The following is a 21842-nucleotide window of genomic DNA, read 5'->3' on the forward strand; positions in this document are numbered from 1 at the left end:
CCATCACTGATTGAAGCGAATTTGCCGGACCATCGGCCAAGCCGATAGCGAAGCGTTAATACGCGTATTCCATGAACACCGGCTCGATCGAGCCGCCCCAGCGTGTGTGGTAGGCCGAGAGCATCTCTTCGGCGCTGGTCGTGCCGCGCGCGACGACCTCGTCCAGCGTGTTGAGGAACGAGGTCTCGTCATAGCCGTCGCGGTTCTTGCGGCCGCGGTTCTTCAGTCCCATGCGCGAGATGACGAGCACGTCGCGGGCGATCTCGCGCAACGTCGTGTTGCGGAAGGGCGCCGAAATGCCCTGTTCCGGCACCGCGTTGCGCATTGCCAGCACTTCGTCGTAGCTCCAGCTCGAGGTCAGTGCCTTGGCGGCGTCGAGCGCCGCCGCATCGTAGAGCAGCCCGACCCAGAAGGCCGGCAGCGCGCAGATGCGCCGCCACGGCCCGCCATCGGCGCCGCGCATTTCGAGAAAGCGCTTCAGCCGCACGTCCGGGAACAGCGTCGACAGATGGTTCGCCCAATCGCCCATCGTCGGCAGCCCGTCCGGCAATTCGTTGCGGGCGGCGCCCGTCATGAACTGGCGGAAGGTGATGTGCGTCATGTCATGGTATTGGCCGTCGCGGATGACGAAATACATAGGCACGTCGAGCGCCCATTCGACATAGTCGGCAAAGCCGAAATCGGGCGAGAAGCAGAATTCGAGCAGGCCGGAGCGCTGATTGTCGGTGTCGCGCCAGATCTCGCCGCGCCAGCTCTGCAAGCCGTTCGGCCGGCTTTCGGTGAAGGGCGAGTTGGCAAACAGCGCCGTCGACAGCGGCTGCAGCTTCAGCGACACCTGCATCTTGCGGCGCATGTCGGCTTCGCTCTCGAAGTCGAGGTTCACCTGGATCGTGCAGGTCCGGTACATCATGTCGAGACCTTTGGTGCCGACCTTGGGCATATAGCGGGTCATGATCTCGTAGCGCGACTTCGGCATCTTCGGCGTCTCGGCCAGTGACCATTTCGGGCTGCCGCCAAGGCCGAGGAAGCGGATGCCCATCGGTTCGGCGATCTCGCGCACCTGCGCCAGATGCGCATTGCCTTCGCGGCAGGTCTGGTGGATCGTCTCCAGCGGCGCGCCGGAAAGTTCGAACTGGCCGCCGGGTTCCAGCGAAATCGCGCCCTGGCCGGTCGGCTCGACCAGGCCGATGATGCGGCCGGCATCCATGATCGGGTCCCAGCCGAGTTTGTCCTGCATGCCTTCGAGGATGGCGCGAATGCCGCGCTCGCCGCCATAGGGCACCGGCGCATTGCCGTCGACATAGAACGGGAATTTCTCGTGCTCGGTGCCGATGCGCCATTTGTCGCGCGGCTTGTTGCCTTCGGCCAGGTGCTCGACGAGTTCGTCGACGCCTTCGATCGGCCGGAAATCGGTAGTATCGCGCGCCATAATAGCCCTCCGCACATGACCCCGAAAATCGGCTTCGATTTTCGGAAGGGATCAGGTGCCCAATCAAATGCTACAGCGTCCTTTGCGCGCCCGAAAGGACACGCGGCCACTGCCGGCGCTAGATGGACGAAATGTCAGTAGCCGATCAAGCGAAAAATCCTGAGCCAGAGGGTAACGGGAATTGATCACCAATCCCCGATTGTCGCCTGGATCAGCGCCAAAGCTGCCACCGCCGCCGTATCCGCTCGCAGGATGCGCGGCCCGAGCGGAATGGCGGTAACGAAGGGCAGCGCTCTCAGCATCCTGCGTTCATCGTCGGAAAAGCCGCCCTCCGGTCCGACCAGCAGACCGAGCTTTCCCTCCCGCACCGCCTGCAATGCGGGCAGGGGATTGTTGGTCGATGCGTCCTCGTCGCAGAAGATCAGCCGCCGCTCTCGGTCCCAGTTGCTGAGCAGGCGCTCGAATTTTTCCGCTTCGCGCAGCTCCGGCACCGCCAATATGCCGCATTGTTCGGCCGCCTCGACGACATTGGCGCGCAGGCGCTCGATGCCTGGTTTTGCCACTTGCGTATGCTGGGTGATGACCGGCTGCAGGATGCCGGCGCCCATCTCCACCGCCTTTTGCACGAGGTAGTCGAGCCGCCCCTGCTTCAGCGGCGCGAAGCAATAGACGAGATCGGGCAGCGGCGGCTGCGGCCGCTGCAGTTCCATCATCTTCAGGCGCACCGCCTTCTTCGATTTCGCGGCGATTGCCGCCGACCATTCGCCGTCGCGGCCATTGAAGACCAGAATTTCGGCGCCTTCGCCGAGCCGCAGCACATGCGAGAGATAATGGCTCTGCTGCGGGCCGACGTCGAACTCGATGTCCGGTCCAAGCTCGTCCGGCACGAACAGCCGCTGCATCTTGTAATTGGCGCGCATCGCCGAGGAATGCGGCAACGTCACCCTCGTCGTCAAGCCTCGGCGGAAGGATGCCAGACAGGCTCGTAGCCCTGCCTTAGCACCGAAACAGTTGTCGCCGGCGTGAGCACGCGGATTGGACTGTCGGTAAAACCGCCGAACCCCACCGGTTCGCCATAGCCGCCGAAACTCCAGGGCAGCGCGGCGCCGTCAAACAGGGCGTACGTCCTGTTTCCCGACGAGATCATCGTGCCGTCAGGCAAGTCCGCAAGCGCCTCCGGTTTCAGTCTCGGCGCCTGTCCGCCCGATGCCAGCCGCTCCTTGTGCAGGCGCTTGTCGAGCTGCGGCGCGCGTGGCTCGGCAATGCCGAAGGCGTCGCCGAAACGCCGGACAAAATCCCTGGCTCGCTCGCGCCGGCAGAAGAAGCAGGGGCGGTGCCCGGCGGCAAGTGCCGTCACCTCGTCGAGGAAAAACAGCTCGGTCCAGCCGGCCTTGCCGCCCAATTGGTCGTCGCTTTGCCGGTTGCGCCCCATCGGCTCGCGCCGCACGTCGCCGTATTCGCAGGCGCAGATGATCCAGGCTTGCAGCGCCCAGCGCTTCTTCAACAGCGTTCTCGTCTCGGGGTCGTGAATAATGCCGCGATTGCCCATGAACAGGCCGCGCTCCGGTACGGCATGGATGGCGCCGAATGGATCGACCCGGTTTTGCAGTGGCATAGGCGTTCCCTGTTGGCTGCAATGCTGGCGCCATGATATCGCTCGTTGCATCAATTTAATGTCAGCAGGTTTCGATGCGGGTCTTGGTGGTCCAGAACTTCGACAATGAGGGCCTTGGCCAGATCGGCGCGGCGCTGGTCGAGGCGGGCGCCGATATCGACCTGCGCCGGCCCTATCGCGGCGACGCGCTGCCGCAAGCTAGCGGCGAGCATGACGCTATGGTGGTGCTCGGCGGCGCCCAGAATGCGCTGGACGACGAGCTCTGTCCTTATTTCGCGGGTCTGCTCGATCTGACGCGCGACTTTGGCGAGAGGGATCGCGCGGTGCTCGGCATCTGCCTTGGCAGCCAGTTGGTAGCGCGCGCCTTTGGCGGCGAGAACCAGATAGGCGGTGCCTCGGAATTCGGCTGGCAGGAGGTCGCGCTTACCGCGGCGGCGCAGGCCGATCCGGTGCTCGCCGCCTTGCCCGAAAAATTCCCGATCTTCCAATGGCACGACGACACCTTTGTCTTGCCCGAGAGGGCCGTGCGACTGGCTGGCAACGCCGTCGCCGAGAACCAGGCGTTCCGCATCGGCCGCGCCGTCTACGGCTTCCAGTTCCATTTCGAGGCCGACCGGCCGATGGTTCGCGACTGGAGCACGTCCTTCGCACCGCTGATCGCCGAACGCAATCCGGAATGGGCCGTCCGGCTCGACGATGAAATGGCCCGCAACGGACCGCAAGCCGATGCCGCCGGCCTGGCCATCGCCCGCGCCTGGGTGGCGACGATCTGACGGCTCATACAGTCAGCGTAGTTGGCGACGTTGCATATTTGGCACGCGGGGGCAAATCCTCCGGGGATAACGCGTTTCATCCTTGGCCTGTGTCTGTCGGCCAGCCTAAAAGGCGCCCGCTCTGCATCTTGCGTGCAACCGCGATGAACCTTTCCTGTGACCCGCGCGACACACCGCCGATACAGAACATACCTAGAAGCGCGAAACCGTCAGACATTTGCGACGTGTTTTGCGTTTCAACGCATTGGTAACCCGCTCGTGCATAGATGCAGGAAGCTCAACAAGAGATGACGTCCGTGAAAGCAGCCTTTTTGTCCTTTGTCATGTTGTCGGCTATCGTGTTGTGCGGCCTCGGTATTTATTCCGCCGACGCGGCCAACGACCACAATGCCGTCGACGGCTACGGCGTCACCGCCGCGCTTCGCTAGAGCTTTTGCAGCCAAGCGGACTCACTTGGCGTCCCAGAAATGCGGCAACTGCGTAGGATCCCGATTCAATTTGGATGGATCCCGCTCCGGACGTCACCCACTTTGGACGTCAGTCGACGAATGACTTCGAGCTCTGATCGACGTCACCTCACATAGTCGCTGCGCCAGTCCGACGTTGCGCCGACCGCCATGCCCTTGTCGTCGAACAGGTGAACAAAGGCGGCGGGCAGCGCAAGCGACAAATCCTCGCCGGCTTTGGCGCCGGATATTCCCCGTCGCGTCACGGTGAAGCCCAGCCCCGAGTCAAGTCGTGCATGGATTACGGTTTCCGAACCGAGGATTTCTGTCGTCTCGATCCGGGCCTTGAGCGGCCCGCTGCCTATCTCGACATGTTCGGGGCGGACGCCGATCGTTATAGGTGTGCCGTCCGGCAACTCGACACTGCGGCCGGGCAGCGCAACGGTCACGCCCTCGCCAAGTGTCAGGCCCAAGGAGCCGTTCAGCCTGCCAATCTTGCCTTGGACAAAGTTCATTTGCGGTGCGCCGAGGAAGCCGGCGACGAACTGATTGGCGGGGCGGGCATAAAGGTCGATGGGCGATCCCACTTGCTCGACCGCCCCGTCTCGCAGGACCACTATCTGGTCGGCCATGGTCATGGCTTCGACCTGGTCATGCGTGACATAGATCATCGTCGAGCCGAGCCGGCGGTGCAATGACACAAGCTCACCACGCATCTTTACCCTCAGCTCGGCATCGAGGTTGGACAGCGGCTCGTCGAACAGAAACGCCTTCGGTTCCTTGACAATCGCACGACCAATGGCGACGCGCTGGCTCTGCCCGCCGGACAGCTGGCTTGGCCGCCGCTTCATCAGATGCGCAATCTCCAGGATACCCGCCGCCTTGGCCACCCGCGCGTCGATCTCCGGTTTCGGCAGCTTGAGGTTCTCCAGGCCGAAACGCAGGTTTTGCGCGACGTTCATGTGGGGGTAAAGCGCATACGACTGGAAAACCATGGCCATGCCGCGCGCCGACGGCAGCAGGTGGTCGCAGCGCTTGCCGTCGATGCGGATCTCTCCTGAACTTATCTCTTCAAGGCCGGCGATCATCCTGAGCAGAGTGGACTTGCCGCAGCCCGAGGGGCCAACGAACACCGTGAACGCGCCTTCGTCGACCGCCAGGTTGATGCCGTGAATCACCTCGAGCGCCTGGAAGCTTTTCCTGACATCCCTGAGTTCAATCGCAGCCATCATGCCACCGCCGGGGTTCCGGACCCAAATTGCAGGACCAGGCGCGCTCCCGTGCCGATTGCCCGGCGCTCCGGAAGCCGATGCACGCCAAGACCGGCAACGGCAATTTCAGAGATGTCGAGGCTGCCGCCAAGCACCGCGAGCGTCAGCTCTCCAGCCTTGCGGCTCAGTTCGCCGAAGGCGTTGCCGGCCGACCAGAACGCCGTGTAGTCGCCCCGGTCCTTGGGCGCAAAGCTGATGCGCCCTGCGACGAGGTCGGCGCTGAGGCCCGCCCAGGCGTTGACCAACTGCCATGCGGACATGGAGCGGGCATAATAGGAACCGCATTCGATGTCGTTCCAGGGATTGCGGCGCGAGCCGTCGTGCCGGTCGCGAGCGGCGCGAACGATGCTCAGGCCCTCGTCAATCAGCCCGCGCATGATCATGTGGGAGGCCGCCATATATTCAATGCCGGTCCATACCTCCTCGGCATAAGGTGCTGCAACCATCGGCTGGCGCACACCTTCGGGATAGGTCGCCACCAGCAATCCACCCTCGTCCTCATACGCATAGTTTCGGCCTGGGTTGAAGTGGTTCTCGAGGCTCGGGCGAAAATTGTTGGCGTGCACCGCCTTGAGCGCCGCCTCGACCTTGCGGTCATCGAGGAAGCCGCCCAGCCCCGCCACCTCGGCGTGCCATTGCCCGAGGATCTGGTCGGTGACGCAGCCTTCGCCCATCTGGTATTTCAGCTCGGAATACTCGTCCGACCAATAGGTCTCCATGAAACCGTCGGCGAGTACGCCGGCCTTGCGGCCGACGTCGAACGGCGCCAGCACGCTTTTGTCGGAAAGATCGATGTCCTGGACGAACCAACGGCTGTTGAACAGCTTCTCGTCGATGTAGCTTGCGCCGTTCCGACCGAGATTGCCGCATCTATCGGCGAAATCCGCCTCGCCCAGCGCCGTCGCCATTTCAGATGCCGCAAGCAGCGCCGCCACATACATCGAGCCAAGCCAGGAGTTCGGATTGAAAAGTTCCATGTCGAGGGTCTGGTGCTGACGGCCGGAAAGAACGCCTGATTCATCCGGATCCCAGCGGTCCGGATTATCCTCGCTCCACGCATATTCGACCGCACGCCGGATATTCGGCCAGTAGCGTCTCAACCATTCCGTATCGCCCGACAGCTTCCAGTCGCGATAGGTCTTGATCACCGCGCCGAAATGCCCGTCGGCGCAGGGGCCGATGATGTCAAAACCGGCGCCGAGCGGTAGCTTCTGGCGAAAAGTAAGGCCGCCGGTGGGCAGCTGGTTGTAGGTGAATTCGGTCTCGCGCAGCGTGCGCTCCAGCTTTGGGAACAGATGCGCCAGCGCCTGCTGGTAGTTCCAGACATGCGTGCAGGTTCCCTCGCAGGAGCCGTCCTGGGTGTGCTGGCCTTCCCACGCCCAGATCTCACCGCCCTCCAGCCGGATCACCGTCGCGGTGCGCAGGAGCGCAAGCGTCGCGGTTGCGGCATCCTTGATCTCGGCCGGCAATGTCGAGCCGAAGATACTGTCCCGGAAGGCCATGGTCTCACCGGCGAGCGCATCCCAGCGACGCAGCGCATCGCGTGCGCTCGCTTCTGAGCCTGCCCAGTGGTTGGCATAGTAGTTGCGCCAGGTCGGCGTTTCGCGATCCGGGATCGGCGCATCGGGCGAGGTGCGGAATGCCCAATAGATGTCGCCGATCGGAAAATTCCAGGATATGACAAAGCGCACCTTCTTTCGCCCGCCGGCCGGAACCGTGACGCGCGCCGCCAAGGTGCCGTGTTCGGGCTGCAGGCTCATATGCCTGGACGTTCGAGGCTGGTCGTAGCGCCGCTCGGGCAGCCGCCCGGGACGCGCGAATTCTTTCCAGAATACGGCCAAATTGTCGAACCATTGGCCGCGATAATGATAATCGGTGTGGTCGACATCGGCCGCGTCGGTGGCGATGGTCAGGTCGCCGCGATCCGCCGGCTTCAGCGTCTGGTCGGACGATGTGAGGCGCAGCGTGCTCAGGCCGTCCTGCCGCTCGAATGTATGGATGCCGCTGTTGGAGCCATAGTTCCCCAGCGTCCCGGCCAGCGTGTAGGTCAGTTCGTCCTTGGTGTCGTTGACGAGTTCGAACTCGAACATGGCAACCGGCATCGAACTGTCGTGATCGTTGTGAGGGATGAACGGCGACAGCGCCGTCAGGCGGACGGCGCCGGGGAAGCGCTCGTCATTGAACACCAGATCGGCGGTGGGAAAGCGGCCGTAGAAATCGACCTCCTTGAAATGCGGCACACCGACCAGCGTCTGCCGGTTGGCACCATGGCCAAAACCGTCAAACATCTTGCGCAGGCCGGGTGCGCCGGACGGATTGAGATCATAAGGACCGTTGAGAACGCGCGCGTCGACCAGTTCGCCGCCTCTTTCCGCCTTGATGGCGAAATGCGAATAGCCGTTGTAGCCCTGCAGCGCCGGGCGGTTGCGGATCGACCAGTCGATCAGTCGCCCGCTTCCCGAGATCGAGAAGCCGCCGGAGCCGATTCCACCCAATGGAAACGCAATGTAACGGGTGCGCTCGCCCTTGTAGGCAAAGCGCGGATCGATGGATACAAGGTCGTCCCACATGAGTATTTCCTCGACTGGCATGACAGTTCTAGTTTTTGATCCCGCTCATCGTGATCCCTTCGATCACAAATCTCTGGGCGATGAGAAACAGCAGGACGACCGGCAGGATCGACATGCTCATGGCGGCCATGACCAGCGAGAGATTGCCCGCCGCCAGGTAGCCGCGCAGAACATCCATGGCGACCGGCAGCGTCATCGACTGCTCCTTGCCGAGCAGCACACGGGCCTGGAAATAATAATTCCAGGTCTGCGTGAAGGTGATGATGCCGAGCGCCGACAACGCCGGCCGCAACTGCGGCAGCGAGATGCGCCAGAAAATCTTGAAATAGCCGGCGCCGTCCATCAGCGCGGCCTCTTCGAGCGCCTTGGGTTGGCTCAGCATGAACTGACGCATCAAGAACACGCCGAAGCTCGAGGTGAGGTACATGAGCGCAAGACCGATCGGCCGGTTTATCAGCCCTGTCCGAGCGTAGCCGAGATAGATCGGCAGGATCGTCACCTGGGCCGGAAACATCAGGCCGACGAGCAGGATGAAGAACAGCGCGTCGCGACCCCGGAAGCTGAGGCGGGCAAAGGCGAAGGCGGCAAGCGTGCAGGTGACGAGCTGGCCGATTGTCACCACGACCGCCACCAGCAGCGAATTGGCATAGATCTGCAGGAACGGCACGCGCGATGCCAGCACACGCGCGTAGTTGGCGAAATCGAGGCTGGGCGGCAGGAAGCTCGGCGGCAGCTTGTAGGCTTCGGCCACCGGGCGAAACGACATCGAGAACAACCAGAAGAACGGCAGCAGCATGCCGACGGCGAGAGCCGCCATCACCGCGATGATCGCCGCATCGATCCAGCGCTTGGCCGCGCGCGTCTGCAGGGCCGAGGCGGCGCTCATTGCTGCACCCATTTGCGCGACAGCAGTTGCTGGATCGCCGTTATGATGAGGATGATCACTGTCATCACCACCGAAATGGCTGCGGCGTAACCGATCTGGAAACTGCCGAAACCTTCTTCGACGATGAGGATCGAAAGCGATCGCGTGCTGTCCCCCGGCCCGCCCTGCGTAAGGATGACGATCGATTCATAGACTTGCAGGGCGCCGATTGAGGCGTAGACGATGGCAAAGAACACGACCGGCGAAATATACGGCAGGATGATGCGGAAGAACGTTCGCCAGGCAGGCGTCCCATCCATCAGTGCCGCATCGGTGATGCTCTTCGGCACACCCTGCAGCGCGGCGATGAAGATGACCATGAAGAACCCGGTATTCTTCCAGACGTCCATGATGATGATGGACATCATGGCGTTGTTGCTGTCGGTCAGCCAATGCACCGGCCGGATGCCGGAGAGACGCAGGAAATAGTTGATGACGCCGAGGTCGTCGGCGAAGAAATAGCTCCATACGATCGAGACGAAGGCGACGGCGATGATAACCGGCATGAAAAAGGCGAGCCGGAAGAAATAGAGCAGCCAGCCTGGCATCGCACGATTGAGGGCCACGGCCAAAAGCAGGCCGATGGATACATTGAAGGTGACCGCGAAGAAGGCGAAGCGCAGGGTGTTCCAGAAGATCCGCAGCGAACGCGGATTGGTGAAGAAGCGGGTGAAGTTATCGAAGCCGACCCAGCGCGAACCGAGCATCGGGTCGTAATAGCTGAAGCTCAAGATGAAAGTGATGATAACCGGCATCAGGACGAAAGTGAGATAGAGCACCGAAGTGGGCAGCACGAACAGATACCCGGTCAGTGCCTGGGCGCGGGCCAGATCGAAACCCTGCCGCTTCGCAATCATTTTTGCCACAAAGTCCTCTGGCATTCAGGTGTTGAGGAGATCGGCGCGCTACGCCCGACGCCGTCCGCGTCGGTGAAGCAGAGCGCCGGGGAGGGCATGGGGTTCTCAGGCCAACCTCTATTTGAGGCGGGCAAAAGACTCGTTGAGTTCGGCATCGGCCTGCTTGCAGCCATCCGCGATCGATACCTCGCCTGCCATCATTGCGGTGTAATTGCGGATGAAGATCTTCTCGACTTCCTGGAAGTTGGCTGGAGACGGCACCGCCTTGGTGTGGGGCAGTGTCTGGTAGTACAGCGCCGCACTGGGCGGGAATGACAGGAACGCAGCCGTCTCCGCCGCGGATTTGCGTCCCGGCACGCCGCCGCCCTTCTCGCCCTCTTCCTTCTGCGTTTCCTCGCTGGTCAGTTCGAGCACCAGCGCCTTGGCCAGATCCGGCTGCTCCGTTGCCTTCGAGATGGCGTAAGCGCCGAAACCGATGACCGTCGTGTCGCTTTCCTTGCTCGGTGGAATGGCGATGTCCATGTTGACCTTGTTGGTCTTGGCGTTCTGCACGATCCAGTGACCACGGCTGATCATCGCCACTTGTCCGGCCATGAACTGATTGTCCATGGTCTCCTTGCCCGGGATGGGCGAAACACGGTCGACATGGATCAGGTCGTGGAGAAACTGCAGGCTTTCGGCAACCTTGCGATCGAGCATGTTCGAGGCCGTCCAGTCGTCGTTGAGCACGCCGGTGCCGTTGCTGAAGAACCAGGGCTGGATAAAGAAGTTCTGGTTCGGCACCTCGTAGCCGAACTCGCTGACATTGCCGGCGCTGTCCTTGACGGTGAGCGCCTTGGCGACCTCGCGAAATTCCTCCCAGGTCCAGCCCTGCTTGGGGTAGGCAATCCCGGCCTTGTCGAAGAGATCGCGATTGTAATTGATCATGATGTTGTTCCAGCCGATGGGGATGTAATGGATTTCCCCCTTGTACGAGGCTTGTGCGAACAGGCTGGGCGCAAAGTCAGAGAAGCCGGAATTGGCGGATACGAAATCGTTGAGGCCGAGCCACAGGCCGCGCGACGAAAAAGCCTGGAAGGTCTCGATGGCGGTGCCGTAAACATCGGCCGCGCTGCCCGCGTTGAATTCGCTTATCACCCGCGTCACGTAATCTCCCCAGCCGTTCGAGATCGGGTCCATCGAGATGTCGACCGTGACGTTGGGATATTTCTTGTTGAAACGAGCAACCGCGTTGGTGACGGCTGAAAGCTCCGCATCGCTGCCGAAGCCCTGAAGCTTCAGGGTCGCGGTCTGGTCGGACTGTGCGAATGCGCCCCTCATTCCCGCTCCGGCGGCAAGTACGGCCGACGACAGCAAAAGCGTACGCCGTGACAATTTGATCATTGAAATCCTCCCTTGCGTTCTCCCGACGCGCTATACATCAATCTGCTGTCGAAACGTTTCGAATACGAACCGCTCCAAATCCTCCCTGACCGGTCGTCGGCAGCTTGATTGTAAGCACGAAACGTTTCGAGTATTACGCAGGCGAGAGTGGTTGGCAAGTGCAATGAGATGAAGGGGCAATCAGATGGGCGGGGCAGTTGCATGGCGACGATCAAGGACGTAGCGCGTGGCGCCGGCGTCGCGATCTCCACCGTGTCGGCGGTTCTCAACCGCTCGGCTCCGGTCAGCGAGCAGGTCATCGAGAAGGTCAACAAGGCGATTGCCGCGGTCGGTTACGTGCCGCACGGCGCTGCCCGCTCGCTCAGGAGCGGGAATTCGCAGCTCATCGGCCTCGTCGTGCCGAACATCGCCAACCCGCATTTCGCGGCGGTTGCCCGGGAAATCGAGAATATCTGCCTTATCGCGGGTTACATGACGGTGGTCTACTCGACCGGACAGGATTCGGAGCGCGAGAGCCAGGTGCTCAAGATGCTGCGCGTCCAGCGCGTGGCCGGGCTTGTCATCATTCCCACGCGCTCCGATGCCGAACACGGCAGCCGCCTCGTCGACCAGATCCAGGTGCCGGCTGTGTTGCTCGACATGTTTGTCGAGGGATTGCCCTACAACGTGATCAAGACCGACAACATCGAGGCAGGGCGGCTCGCCACCGACCATCTCCTTGGCATTGGGCATCGCAGAATCGGCATCATCACCGGCATCGCCGGACTGGCGACCAACGACGATCGTCTTGGCGGCTACCTCCAGGCGCACGCCGAGCATGGAGTGCCGGTTGAACCGGGCCTTCAGCTCGCCGGTAATTTCGATCAAACCCAGGCGCATGACCGGGCGATCGAGCTTCTCCAGCGCCGTGACCGGCCGACGGCGCTGATAGCGATCTCGAACCTGATGACGCTTGGGATCCTGTTCGCGGTGCGCGAACTGAAGATCAAAGTGCCGGCCGACCTTTCGATCGTCGGCATCGACGATCTGGAATTCGCTGCTGTCCTGGACCCGGCGCCAACCGTGGTGGTTACGCCGATCCTGTCCATGGCGCGCCGCGCCGTCGAAATGTTGTTAAGGCAGATCACCCAGAAGGAAGTTGCCACAGGTGCATGGGACATCCATCAGCCTCACCTGGTCGTCCGCGAGTCTACCCGGGCGATAGGCTGAGCCTTGGCCGCATGGCAGCACGGCCTAGGCCCTCTCGCCGGCCACCGTCATGATCCGCTTGTCCGTGCCGTCCACGACGAGCGCGGTGAGGTTTCCCGACTGCCAGGCGAGGGTGTCGACATTGACGCGGTTGCCTGTGATCTCGGGCTTGGGCACCGGCGTATGGCCGTGCACCACGATCTTGGGATGAAGACCGGTGTGATCGTGGAAGACCTCGCGGATCCAGATCAGGTCCTGCGGGCTCTGGCTTTCCAGCGCAATGCCAGGCCGGATGCCGGCATGGCAGAAGAAGAAATCGCCGAACGTCACTGAAAAGGGCAGCGAGCCCAGGAACTCGACATGGTTCTGCGGCACCGCCTCGACCAGTGCGGCGTGCCCTTGCCGCAATGCCGCATCGGCGCGGCCAAACCAGGCGCTGCTCCCACTGAGCGACACGCCATAGGACAGCGCCGTCTGGATGCCGCCATAGCGCATGAACAGGCCGTCCGGGTCGGGGACATCGAGAAAATCGAGGAAGCCGAGATCATGATTTCCGGCCAGCATCAGGTGACGCGGATCGCGTCTTTGCGCGTCGATCAGGAAATCGATGACGCCCCTGGAGTCCGGGCCCCGGTCGACATAGTCGCCGAGATGGATCACGCGCCAATCGGTCGACGGCCTTTGAGTGAGCTCCGCCTCGATCCGCCGGTGCATGGAGGTCAGCAGGTCGAGCCGGCCGTGCACATCGCCGATCGCGTAAAGGCGCATGCCTTGCGGTCCGCGCGCCTCGTAGAAACTGATGCCGGGCTCCGTCAATGCCTGCGTCGCCTCCGTGGTCATGCCGTCACGGGACTTTAGCGCCGAAGCTGATCCTTGCCCATGTCGGTGACCAGACGCTTTCCACACAGTGCCAGCGTTATGTCCATCTCCTTGCGGATGATTTCCAACGTCTTGGTAACCCCTTCCTTGCCGAGTGCGCCGAGTCCGTACAGGAAAGGCCGGCCGATATAGGTGCCCTTGGCGCCGAGGCACAGTGCCTTGAGCACGTCCTGGCCGGAACGGATGCCGCCGTCCATATGCACCTCGATCGTGTCGCCGACGGCATCGGCGATCTCTTCGAGTACCATGATCGATGACGAGGCGCCGTCGAGCTGGCGGCCGCCATGGTTGGAAACGATGATGGCGTCGGCGCCCGTTCTGGCGGCCATCAGCGCATCTTCCTTGTCGAGTATGCCTTTCAGGATCAGCTTGCCGCCCCAGCGCTCCTTGATCCAGGCGACGTCCTTCCACGACAGATGCGGATCGAACTGCTCCTTCGTCCACGACGATAGCGAGGCGAGGTCGCCGACGCCCTTGGCATGGCCGACGATGTTGCGGAAGCTTCGGCGCTTTGTCCCGGCCATGCCGACGCACCAGCGCGGCCTTGTCGCCATCTGCCAGAGGTGCTTCGGCGTCATTCGCGGCGGCGCCGAAAGCCCGTTGCGGATATCCTTGTGGCGCTGGCCGAGGATCTGCAGGTCAAGCGTCAGCACCAGCGCCGAACATTTCGCCGCTTTTGCGCGGTCGATCAAATCGAAGACGAAATCCTTGTCGCGCAGCACATAGAGCTGGAACCAGAACGGCTTCCTGGTCACCGATGCGACGTCCTCGATCGAGCAGATGCTCATCGTCGACAGCGTGAACGGCACGCCGAATTCTTCCGCAGCCTGCGCCGCCAGCATCTCGCCGTCCGGATGCTGCATGCCGGTCATGCCGGTCGGCGCCAGCGCCACCGGCATCGTCACCTTCTCGCCGATCATGGTCGATTCCAGAGAGCGGTTGTCCATGTCGACAAGCACGCGCTGGCGGAACTTGATCTTCTGGAAATCCTCTTCGTTGGCGCGGTAGGTGCTTTCGGTCCAGGCGCCGGAATCGGCGTAGTCGAAGAACATCTTCGGCACGCGGCGGCGCGCCAGGTCCTTGAGGTCGGCGATGGTGAGAATGCTGCTCATGGATCTTTTCCGCTGGTTCGTCGCTGGTTCGTCGTTGAATTTTCTGGGCGGTGCCTACGGCTGTTTTCTTGCCGGGTCACCGTCACCGGGCTCGGAGCGCTGCCTGAGCCTCAGCCGCGACACGCGCTGCCAGTCGCCGCTGCGCTCGGCCTCTGCCATCGACCGTTCGACGTAGGAGATGTGGTCCATCGCCGCCTGCCGTGCCGCGGCCGGATCGCCGGCCTTGACTGCGGCGTAGATTGCCCGGTGCTGCGAAAGCAGCGCCTCGCGCGCGCCCGGCACGCTGAACACCAGCCGCCGGTTCTGGAACACGCCTTCCGACAGCAGCCGATAACAGGAGCGCAGCGTGTGCAGCAGGATGATGTTGTGCGCGCATTCGCAGATCGCGTGATGGAACTCGACGTCGATTTCCGCCTCGTCGTCGAAATTGCCGGTCCGGTGCGCCTCGTCCATACGTGCCATGATGCGGTCGAGCAGCGCCAGATCGTCCGATGTGGCGCGCCGCGCCGCATATTCCGCCGCCACCGCCTCGATCTCGCGGCGGTACTCCAGATAGTCGGTCACCGCCTTGCGATGCATCGAGATCAAGTCGGTCACCGGCTTGGTGAACAGCTGGCCGATGACATCTGCGACATGGGTGCCGCCGCCTGGCCGTGTCGTCAACAGCCCGCGCCCTTCCAACGCCTTCAAGGCATCGCGCAGGATCGGCCGCGACACCTCGAACTGGCGCGCCAGCTCGCGCTCGCCCGGCAGCCGGTCGCCGGTGCGCAGGACGCCTTCGAGGATCAGGCTCTCGATCTGCTGCACCACCTCGTCGGCGGTGCGCGAATGCTCGATCCGGGAGAAAATGTCGCTCAAACGGGATGCCTGGGGGTTGAACCGATGTCGCGCAAGATAAAGCCAGCGTCGCCAACTGGTCAAATTATTTATCCAATTTGCCCGCGCCAGGTCGGTTTCACAGCCGCGGCTTCATATCAGCTTGAGCTAAACTGGTGTTTGCGTCCTCTCGAGATTGCCTCTAGAGCAATTCCAGGAAAAGTGTGAAACGGTTTTCCGTCCGGAATTGCACCGAATCAAAGAGATAGAGCGGTTCGGCGTTTCCGTGAAACGATGCACCGCTCTAGAGGGAATCATTGCCAAAGGGCTCAGAAAGCTCTGGGGACCAGCCGTGCCAGACGCCGACCCTTCCAACCTCGAATTCCAGCTGCGCGCCAAAGCCGTGGGCGGCAGCGTCATGGGTTTTCCGGCGCATGAAGGTCGCCCCGGCGCGCTTGGCGAGGTCCACGCGCGGCCGCAGCCGCTGGTCGAAAAGCCGCGCGTGCTGGTGCAACTATCCTTCATGACCGAAGCTGGATCCGGTGTCGATCAGGCCGTGCTTTCCGAATTGTCGCGACGCCTCGGCATCGCCGCGCCCGACCCTCACGCCCGCCACCACGCGATGAAATGGGGCAAGGGCTCGTTGCGCTGGGAACGCCACACGGAGTTCTCGACCTATCTCTGGGAAGGCCCGCTCGCCGAAAACGGCAGGGGGCAAGAAGACACACCCTTCGGCAACGGGTTTTCGCCGCCGGGCATGGTGATTTCCGGCATCAGGCTGGAAATCCGCAAATGGACGCCGGCGAACGAAAAACTGATCGCCGGTTTCGACCCGACCAGCCTGTGCTATTCGCTGGTCGAGCGCGGCAACGCGGCCATCGTCACCGATTTCCGTCAGGATGGCGACGGCTTGACCCGCATGCTGGTGCTCGACCGCGGCCTGACGCCGGCGCGCACCGGGGCACTGTCGCAGCGGCTGATCGATATCGAAACTTACCGCACGCTGGCCATGCTCGGCCTGCCGCTAGCGCTGACGCTTTCGGGGCGTGCCCGCCGCATCGAGGACAGGCTGGCCCAGACCACGCTGGAAATGAAGGTCGCCGAGACCCGCGACAGCCAGACGCTACTTGCCGACTTGACCGAACTGGCCGCCGAACTGGAGGCCGATGCCGCCTCCAGCCTCTACCGCTTCGGCGCCAGCCGCGCCTATGACGGCATCGTCCGCGAACGGCTGGAGGCGCTCGAGGAAGAGGCGGTGCCCGGCTACGACACCTGGGGCGGGTTCCTGCAGCGGCGCGTCGCGCCGGCGATGCGTACCTGCCGTTCGGTCGAGGAGCGTCAGGCCAACCTGTCGACGAAGCTCACCCGTGCTACCACGCTGCTGCGCACCTGGGTCGACGTCGAGGTCGAGAAGCAGAACCGCGATCTCTTGGCATCGATGAACAATCGCGCCCGCCTGCAATTGCGGCTGCAGCAGACGGTGGAGGGGCTCTCGGTCGCCGCGGTGTCCTACTATGTCGTCGGCCTCATCGGCTACGTCGCTAAGGGCGCCTCGATCTTCGGCCATGCCTTTGCGCCGGAAATGGTCACCGCCGCCTCGGTGCCGCTCGCCGTCCTGCTCGTCTGGTGGGGCGTGCGCCGCGTCCGCCGCATGCACTCCGAACCCGGCAAGCAGCCGGGCGAGTAGTGCGGGGCGCGCAGCGGCAGATTGCCGCTGCGGAAGGCTGTCCCGGCCACAGGCCTCCTATCCCGGCCAAAGCGGCATTTGCAACCGACAGCCGTCGCTGGTAAAAGATTTTTACCAGTCGATCGAAGGAGGCTGTCGATGTCCGGCCTTGCCATGCCGAAACCAGACGACGCCACGATGCGCCGGCGCGACGAGATCGTCGCCGATATGCGCATCATCGTGCCGGGCGAGGGCGTCGTCGACGCCGCCAATGCAATGCGCGCCTTCGAGAGCGACGGGCTCACCGCCTACCGGCAATTGCCGCTGGTCGTGGTGCTGCCGCAAACCGTGGCGCAGGTCTCGCGGGTGCTGAAATATTGCAGCGACCGCAACATCCGCGTCGTGCCGCGCGGCTCCGGCACGTCGCTGTCCGGCGGCGCGCTGCCACTGGAGGACGCGGTGCTGCTGGTGATGAGCCGCTTCAACCGCATCCTCGAGATCGATTTTCAGAACCGCATCGTCGTCGCCCAGCCCGGCGTCACCAATCTCGGCATCACCACCGCCGTCGAGCAGGAGGGCTTCTATTACGCCCCCGATCCATCCTCCCAGATCGCCTGCTCGATCGGCGGCAATGTCGCGGAAAATTCCGGCGGCGTGCACTGCCTGAAATACGGTCTCACCGCCAATAATGTGCTCGGCATCGAGATGGTGCTGATGAATGGCGAGGTGGTGCGCCTCGGCGGCAGCCATCTCGACGCGGAGGGCTACGACCTGCTCGGCGTGATGACCGGCTCCGAAGGACTGCTCGGCGTCGTCACCGAGGTCACCGTGCGCATCCTGAAGAAGCCGGAGACGGCGCGTGCCCTGCTGATCGGCTTCCCGACCAGCGAGCAGGCCGGCCAATGCGTCGCCGACATCATCGGCGCCGGCATCATTCCGGGCGGCATGGAGATGATGGATCGCCCGGCCATCCACGCCGCCGAGGATTTCGTCCAGGCCGGCTATCCCTTGGATGTCGAGGCGCTGCTGATCGTCGAGCTGGACGGGCCGGGTGTCGAGGTCGATCACCTGATCGGCCTGGTCGAAGCCATTGCCTACAGGAACGGCTCGACCACATGCCGCATTTCGCAGTCGGAGCAGGAGCGGCTGAGTTTCTGGGCCGGCCGCAAGGCGGCCTTCCCTGCGGTCGGCCGCATCTCGCCCGACTATTACTGCATGGACGGCACCATCCCGCGTAAGGAACTGCCGCGCGTCCTCGCCGGCATGCGCGAACTGTCGGAGAAATACGGGCTCGGCGTCGCCAATGTCTTCCACGCCGGCGACGGCAATCTGCATCCGCTGATCCTCTATGACGCCAACGTGCCGGGCGAACTCGACAAGGCGGAAAGCTTCGGCGCCGACATATTGCGGCTCTGCGTCAAGGTCGGCGGCGTCCTGACCGGCGAGCACGGGGTCGGCGTCGAGAAGCGCGACCTGATGCCCGAAATGTTCAACCAGATCGACCTCGACCAGCAGATGCGCGTCAAATGCGCCTTCGACCCCAACCATCTGCTCAACCCGGGCAAGGTATTTCCGCAGCTAAGACGATGCGCCGAACTCGGGCGGATGCACGTGCATCGCGGGCAGACCGCGTTTCCGGACATTCCGAGGTTTTGAGGGTTGGCGCTTGAACACCCCCCTCTGTCCTGCCGGACATCTCCCCCGCAAGGGGGGAGATTGGCTGCTTCAACGTCCTGCTCGCCTTCAAGTGTTGGTGGTTGGCGAAAGCCGAAGCGACATCCGATCTCCCCCCTTGCGGGGGAGATGTCCGGCAGGACAGAGGGGGGTGGGAAGGATCGCGGCTTCTCTTCATTTACGATTGGCGCACCCGCCGCATGACCACCTTCACCCCATCAACCGCCGCGGAAACCCTCTCCACCATCGCTTGGGCAGCGGCGGAAGACTCGCCGCTCGAAATCGTCGGCCACGGCTCCAAGCGCGGCATCGGCCGGCCGCAGCAGAGTGAGCATACGCTCGACCTTTCCAAACTCTCCGGCGTCATGCTTTACGAGCCGGCCGAACTGGTGCTGTCGGCAAAAGCCGGCACGCCGCTGGCCGAGATCGAAAGCCTGCTTGCCGAAAACGGCCAGCAACTGGCCTTCGAACCGATGGATTACGGCCCGCTGCTCGGCGGTGAGCCAGGGCGAGGCACGATCGGCGGCGCACTCGCCGCGAACCTTTCCGGGCCGCGCCGGCTGAAGGCCGGTGCTGCACGCGACCACATTCTCGGCATAGCGGCCGTTTCCGGGCGCGGCGAGGCCTTCAAGTCCGGCGGCCGCGTGGTCAAGAACGTCACCGGCTATGATCTGTCCAAGCTGATGGCCAACAGCTGGGGCACACTGGCGATGTTCACAGATGTCACCTTCAAGGTGCTGCCTTCAGCCGAGACCGAAGTCACGCTCGCGATCCGCGGCCTGCTCGACGATCATGCCGTCGCCGCCATGGCGCTGGCGCTCGGCTCGAGCGCCGAAGTGTCAAGCGCTGCCCATCTTCCCGAACGGGTCGCCGCGCGGGTCGCCGGCGGAAGTCTCGGCAGCGATGCTGCGACGCTGCTGCGCATCGAGGGCTTCGGCCCGTCGGTCGCCTACCGCATCGCCGCGCTGAAAGACCTGCTGAAAAACGCCGGGCCGCTGCATGAGATTTCGGGTTCGGTCTCGTATTCGGTCTGGCGCGATATCCGCGATTGCGCGCCGTTCGCCGATGGCAGCGAAAGGCCGGTATGGCGCGTCTCGATGGCGCCGTCGCAGGGCCACCTTATGGTGCTGGCGCTGCGCATGCAGGCCGCGGTCGATGCCTTCTACGATTGGCAGGGCGGGCTGATCTGGCTGCGCATGCAGCAGGACGATCCCGAGGCCGGCCTGTTGCGCGGCCTGATCAGAAGGCACGGCGGCGGCCATGCGACGCTGGTGCGCGCAACCCTTTCGCACCGCGCCGCCGTTCCGGTGTTCGAACCGCAAGCGCCGCAACTGGCAGCACTGTCGGCGCGGCTGAAGGCCGAATTCGACCCGAAGAATATCCTCAATCCCGGCCGGATGGCGCCGGGCGCAGGCTCTGCTACTCTTTCGCCGGCAACCGAGGGAGGAGCCCAATGAGCGATCCAGGTCAAAACGGTACGTCACGCCAGACCGACCGCTGGCTGGAGCCCGGTCCGACCAATGCGCTGGTCATCTACATCCTCTATCTCGCCGGCCTAGCCATCGGCGTCAGCGGCATTGTCGGCATCGTCCTGGCCTATATCAATCGCGGCAAGGCCGGCGGCTTCGTCGAGAGCCATTACACATTCCTGATCCGCACCTTCTGGATCGGCCTGCTCTATGCACTGATCTCGGCGCTGCTGATGGTCGTGGTCGTCGGTGTCGTGCTGATGGTTGCCGTCGCCGTCTGGTTCATCGCCCGCTGTATTCTCGGCCTGCAGGCGCTACAGCGCGGCGAGCCGGTCAAAAACCCGGAAAGCTGGTTTCTGGGATTATGAGCATGATCCCCAAAAGTGGATACCGGTTTTGGGAAAAGATCATGCTCAAACGGTAAGGATTCGTTTACGTGCAGACCAATTTCTCAGCTGCCCAGCTCGCCGATCCGCATGTCGCGGAATCGGAGAAGATCCTGCGCAAATGTGTGCATTGCGGCTTCTGCACCGCCACCTGCCCGACCTATGTGACATTAGGCAACGAACTGGATTCACCGCGCGGGCGGATTTACCTGATCAAGGACATGCTGGAAAACGGCCGTCCGGCAGACAAGCAGATCGTCACCCATATCGACCGCTGCCTGTCCTGCCTCGCCTGCATGACCACCTGCCCGTCGGGCGTCAACTACATGCATCTGGTCGACCATGCCCGCGCCCATATCGAGGAGACCTACAAGCGTCCGCTGGCCGATCGCCTGACGCGCGCCATGCTGGCCTTCGTGCTGCCCTATCCCTCGCGCTTCCGCGCCGCGCTCAAGCTGGCGAAACTCGGCCAGCCATTCGCCGGCCTGTTTGAGAAAATCCAGGCCTTGAGGCCTCTGGGCGCCATGCTGAGGCTCGCACCGGCGTCGGTCCCGGCAGGCTCGCCGATGGCCTTGCCGGGCGTCCATGCGGGGCAGGGGACGAAGAAAAATGGCCGCGTCGCCATCCTCACCGGCTGCGCGCAATCGGTGCTCGATCCCAGCATCAACGACACGACGATCTCGCTGCTGACCCGGCTTGGTGTCGAGGTCGTGGTGCCCGAGGGCGAGGGCTGCTGCGGGGCGCTGGTGCATCACATGGGACGCGAGGACGCTGCCCTGGCCTCCGCCCGTCGGAACGTCGACGCCTGGACGCGCGCCATCGACCAGGGTGGGCTAGATGCCATCGTCATCACCGCGTCGGGTTGCGGCACCACCATCAAGGACTATGGCTTCATGCTGCGCCTCGATCCGGCCTATGCCGACAAAGCGGCGCGCGTCTCGGCGCTGGCCAGGGACATCACCGAATATCTGGCAAGCCTCGACCTGCCGGAACCGGTGCGTAGACCGGGCACCATCGTCGCCTATCACTCGGCCTGCTCGATGCAGCACGGCCAGAAGATCACCCGCCAGCCGAAGGAACTCCTCGCCCGTGCCGGCTTCGTCGTGCGCGAGCCGCGCGAAGGGCATCTCTGCTGCGGTTCGGCCGGCACCTACAACATCCTGCAGCCCGGGATTTCGGCTCAGTTGCGCGACCGCAAGGTCAGGAATATCGAAGCGACCGGTGCCGAAATCGTCGCCACCGGCAATATCGGCTGCATCACCCAGATCGCGTCTGCCGCCAAGCTGCCGGTGGTGCATACGATAAAGCTGCTCGACTGGGCCTACGGTGGGCCGAAGCCCGAAGGCGTTCGCGACGACCGGGCGGTCATCGCGGCCGAGTGAT

The 21842-nt window shown here is 63.2% G+C and carries 19 protein-coding genes; 8 read left to right on the forward strand and 11 right to left on the reverse strand.

What is annotated here, in order from left to right; translation table 11 throughout:
* Positions 1–55: 55 nt before the first annotated feature.
* From NKG60_RS13060 to NKG60_RS13070, 3 genes are all read right to left on the reverse strand, one after another.
* Positions 56–1429, reverse strand: coding sequence for a glutamate--cysteine ligase (locus NKG60_RS13060; RefSeq protein WP_352664001.1), 1374 nt, complete (start codon positions 1427–1429; stop codon positions 56–58).
* 185 nt (positions 1430–1614) lie between these two features.
* The gene (locus NKG60_RS13065; protein ID WP_352664349.1) at positions 1615–2349 is read right to left on the reverse strand and encodes a 16S rRNA (uracil(1498)-N(3))-methyltransferase; all 735 of its coding nucleotides are present in this window, start codon (positions 2347–2349) and stop codon (positions 1615–1617) included.
* Positions 2350–2381: 32 nt separating this feature from the next.
* Positions 2382–3044, reverse strand: a complete 663-nt coding sequence (locus NKG60_RS13070) for a hypothetical protein (RefSeq protein WP_352663999.1) — start codon at positions 3042–3044, stop codon at positions 2382–2384.
* A 74-nt stretch (positions 3045–3118) separates the two neighbouring features.
* Between NKG60_RS13070 and NKG60_RS13075 the strand changes: the two genes are divergently transcribed.
* Positions 3119–3817, forward strand: a complete 699-nt coding sequence (locus NKG60_RS13075; protein WP_352663997.1) for a type 1 glutamine amidotransferase — start codon at positions 3119–3121, stop codon at positions 3815–3817.
* Positions 3818–4104: 287 nt separating this feature from the next.
* Positions 4105–4245, forward strand: coding sequence for a hypothetical protein (locus NKG60_RS13080; RefSeq protein ID WP_292664785.1), 141 nt, complete (start codon positions 4105–4107; stop codon positions 4243–4245).
* Between the two features lie 143 nt (positions 4246–4388).
* Here NKG60_RS13080 and NKG60_RS13085 read toward each other — a convergent pair whose 3' ends face one another.
* The 5 genes from NKG60_RS13085 to NKG60_RS13105 all read right to left on the reverse strand — a co-directional run bounded on the left by NKG60_RS13085 (position 4389) and on the right by NKG60_RS13105 (position 11269).
* Positions 4389–5492, reverse strand: a complete 1104-nt coding sequence (locus tag NKG60_RS13085; RefSeq protein ID WP_502903373.1) for an ABC transporter ATP-binding protein — start codon at positions 5490–5492, stop codon at positions 4389–4391.
* Positions 5492–8104, reverse strand: a complete 2613-nt coding sequence (locus NKG60_RS13090; protein ID WP_352663993.1) for a GH116 family glycosyl-hydrolase — start codon at positions 8102–8104, stop codon at positions 5492–5494. Before NKG60_RS13090 ends, NKG60_RS13085 begins: the two co-directional genes overlap by 1 nt.
* Before the next feature lie 28 nt (positions 8105–8132).
* Positions 8133–8990, reverse strand: a complete 858-nt coding sequence (locus NKG60_RS13095) for a carbohydrate ABC transporter permease (protein ID WP_352663991.1) — start codon at positions 8988–8990, stop codon at positions 8133–8135.
* On the reverse strand, positions 8987–9886 hold the full coding sequence (locus NKG60_RS13100) for a carbohydrate ABC transporter permease (RefSeq protein ID WP_352663989.1): 900 nt from the start codon (positions 9884–9886) through the stop codon (positions 8987–8989). Before NKG60_RS13100 ends, NKG60_RS13095 begins: the two co-directional genes overlap by 4 nt.
* A 117-nt stretch (positions 9887–10003) precedes the next feature.
* Positions 10004–11269, reverse strand: coding sequence for an ABC transporter substrate-binding protein (locus tag NKG60_RS13105; RefSeq protein ID WP_352663987.1), 1266 nt, complete (start codon positions 11267–11269; stop codon positions 10004–10006).
* A 201-nt stretch (positions 11270–11470) separates the two neighbouring features.
* On the opposite strand from NKG60_RS13105, the gene NKG60_RS13110 reads away from it, so the two are divergent.
* On the forward strand, positions 11471–12478 hold the full coding sequence (locus tag NKG60_RS13110) for a LacI family DNA-binding transcriptional regulator (protein WP_352663985.1): 1008 nt from the start codon (positions 11471–11473) through the stop codon (positions 12476–12478).
* 24 nt (positions 12479–12502) lie between these two features.
* Here NKG60_RS13110 and NKG60_RS13115 read toward each other — a convergent pair whose 3' ends face one another.
* Genes NKG60_RS13115 through NKG60_RS13125 form a run of 3 tightly spaced genes read right to left on the reverse strand, consistent with a single transcriptional unit; the run spans position 12503 to position 15306 of the window.
* Positions 12503–13273 carry a metallophosphoesterase family protein gene (locus NKG60_RS13115; protein ID WP_352664347.1) on the reverse strand — a complete coding sequence of 257 codons (771 nt, stop codon included), beginning with the start codon at positions 13271–13273 and terminating at the stop codon, positions 12503–12505.
* Between the two features lie 38 nt (positions 13274–13311).
* A complete protein-coding gene (locus NKG60_RS13120; protein WP_352663983.1) occupies positions 13312–14448 on the reverse strand; it encodes an alpha-hydroxy acid oxidase in 1137 nt (378 codons plus the stop codon).
* Between the two features lie 54 nt (positions 14449–14502).
* Complete coding sequence (locus tag NKG60_RS13125) at positions 14503–15306, reverse strand: FadR/GntR family transcriptional regulator (RefSeq protein ID WP_352663981.1); 804 nt, start codon at positions 15304–15306, stop codon at positions 14503–14505.
* A gap of 310 nt (positions 15307–15616) precedes the next feature.
* On the opposite strand from NKG60_RS13125, the gene NKG60_RS13130 reads away from it, so the two are divergent.
* The 5 genes from NKG60_RS13130 to glcF all read left to right on the forward strand — a co-directional run bounded on the left by NKG60_RS13130 (position 15617) and on the right by glcF (position 21841).
* Complete coding sequence (locus NKG60_RS13130) at positions 15617–16951, forward strand: DUF3422 family protein (protein WP_352663979.1); 1335 nt, start codon at positions 15617–15619, stop codon at positions 16949–16951.
* 138 nt (positions 16952–17089) lie between these two features.
* Positions 17090–18586 carry an FAD-linked oxidase C-terminal domain-containing protein gene (locus NKG60_RS13135; RefSeq protein WP_352663977.1) on the forward strand — a complete coding sequence of 499 codons (1497 nt, stop codon included), beginning with the start codon at positions 17090–17092 and terminating at the stop codon, positions 18584–18586.
* Positions 18587–18804: 218 nt separating this feature from the next.
* A complete protein-coding gene (locus tag NKG60_RS13140) occupies positions 18805–20061 on the forward strand; it encodes an FAD-binding protein (protein ID WP_352663975.1) in 1257 nt (418 codons plus the stop codon).
* Entirely contained in the window at positions 20058–20441 is a 384-nt protein-coding gene (locus tag NKG60_RS13145) for a DUF4870 family protein (RefSeq protein ID WP_352663973.1), read from the forward strand. The genes NKG60_RS13140 and NKG60_RS13145 overlap by 4 nt, the downstream gene beginning before the upstream one ends.
* 68 nt (positions 20442–20509) lie before the next feature.
* Positions 20510–21841: a glycolate oxidase subunit GlcF gene (glcF, locus tag NKG60_RS13150; protein ID WP_352663971.1), complete on the forward strand. Its 1332-nt coding sequence runs from the start codon at positions 20510–20512 to the stop codon at positions 21839–21841.
* Position 21842 lies beyond the last annotated feature (1 nt).

The organism is Mesorhizobium sp. M1428 (assembly GCF_040317515.1).
Taxonomy (GTDB): Bacteria; Pseudomonadota; Alphaproteobacteria; order Rhizobiales; family Rhizobiaceae; genus Mesorhizobium.

Excerpts from the sequence above, each read along its gene's own strand:
- NKG60_RS13060 (WP_352664001.1), bottom strand. The coding sequence starts at position 1,429 with ATGGCGCGCGATACTACCGATTTCCGGCCGATCGAAGGCGTCGACGAA.
- NKG60_RS13065 (WP_352664349.1), bottom strand. The coding sequence starts at position 2,349 with ATGCGCGCCAATTACAAGATGCAGCGGCTGTTCGTGCCGGACGAGCTT.
- NKG60_RS13070 (WP_352663999.1), bottom strand. The coding sequence starts at position 3,044 with ATGCCACTGCAAAACCGGGTCGATCCATTCGGCGCCATCCATGCCGTA.
- NKG60_RS13075 (WP_352663997.1), top strand. The coding sequence starts at position 3,119 with ATGCGGGTCTTGGTGGTCCAGAACTTCGACAATGAGGGCCTTGGCCAG.
- NKG60_RS13080 (WP_292664785.1), top strand. The coding sequence starts at position 4,105 with ATGACGTCCGTGAAAGCAGCCTTTTTGTCCTTTGTCATGTTGTCGGCT.
- NKG60_RS13085 (WP_502903373.1), bottom strand. The coding sequence starts at position 5,492 with ATGGCTGCGATTGAACTCAGGGATGTCAGGAAAAGCTTCCAGGCGCTC.
- NKG60_RS13090 (WP_352663993.1), bottom strand. The coding sequence starts at position 8,104 with ATGTGGGACGACCTTGTATCCATCGATCCGCGCTTTGCCTACAAGGGC.
- NKG60_RS13095 (WP_352663991.1), bottom strand. The coding sequence starts at position 8,990 with ATGAGCGCCGCCTCGGCCCTGCAGACGCGCGCGGCCAAGCGCTGGATC.
- NKG60_RS13100 (WP_352663989.1), bottom strand. The coding sequence starts at position 9,886 with ATGATTGCGAAGCGGCAGGGTTTCGATCTGGCCCGCGCCCAGGCACTG.
- NKG60_RS13105 (WP_352663987.1), bottom strand. The coding sequence starts at position 11,269 with ATGATCAAATTGTCACGGCGTACGCTTTTGCTGTCGTCGGCCGTACTT.
- NKG60_RS13110 (WP_352663985.1), top strand. The coding sequence starts at position 11,471 with ATGGCGACGATCAAGGACGTAGCGCGTGGCGCCGGCGTCGCGATCTCC.
- NKG60_RS13120 (WP_352663983.1), bottom strand. The coding sequence starts at position 14,448 with ATGAGCAGCATTCTCACCATCGCCGACCTCAAGGACCTGGCGCGCCGC.
- NKG60_RS13135 (WP_352663977.1), top strand. The coding sequence starts at position 17,090 with ATGTCCGGCCTTGCCATGCCGAAACCAGACGACGCCACGATGCGCCGG.
- NKG60_RS13140 (WP_352663975.1), top strand. The coding sequence starts at position 18,805 with ATGACCACCTTCACCCCATCAACCGCCGCGGAAACCCTCTCCACCATC.
- NKG60_RS13145 (WP_352663973.1), top strand. The coding sequence starts at position 20,058 with ATGAGCGATCCAGGTCAAAACGGTACGTCACGCCAGACCGACCGCTGG.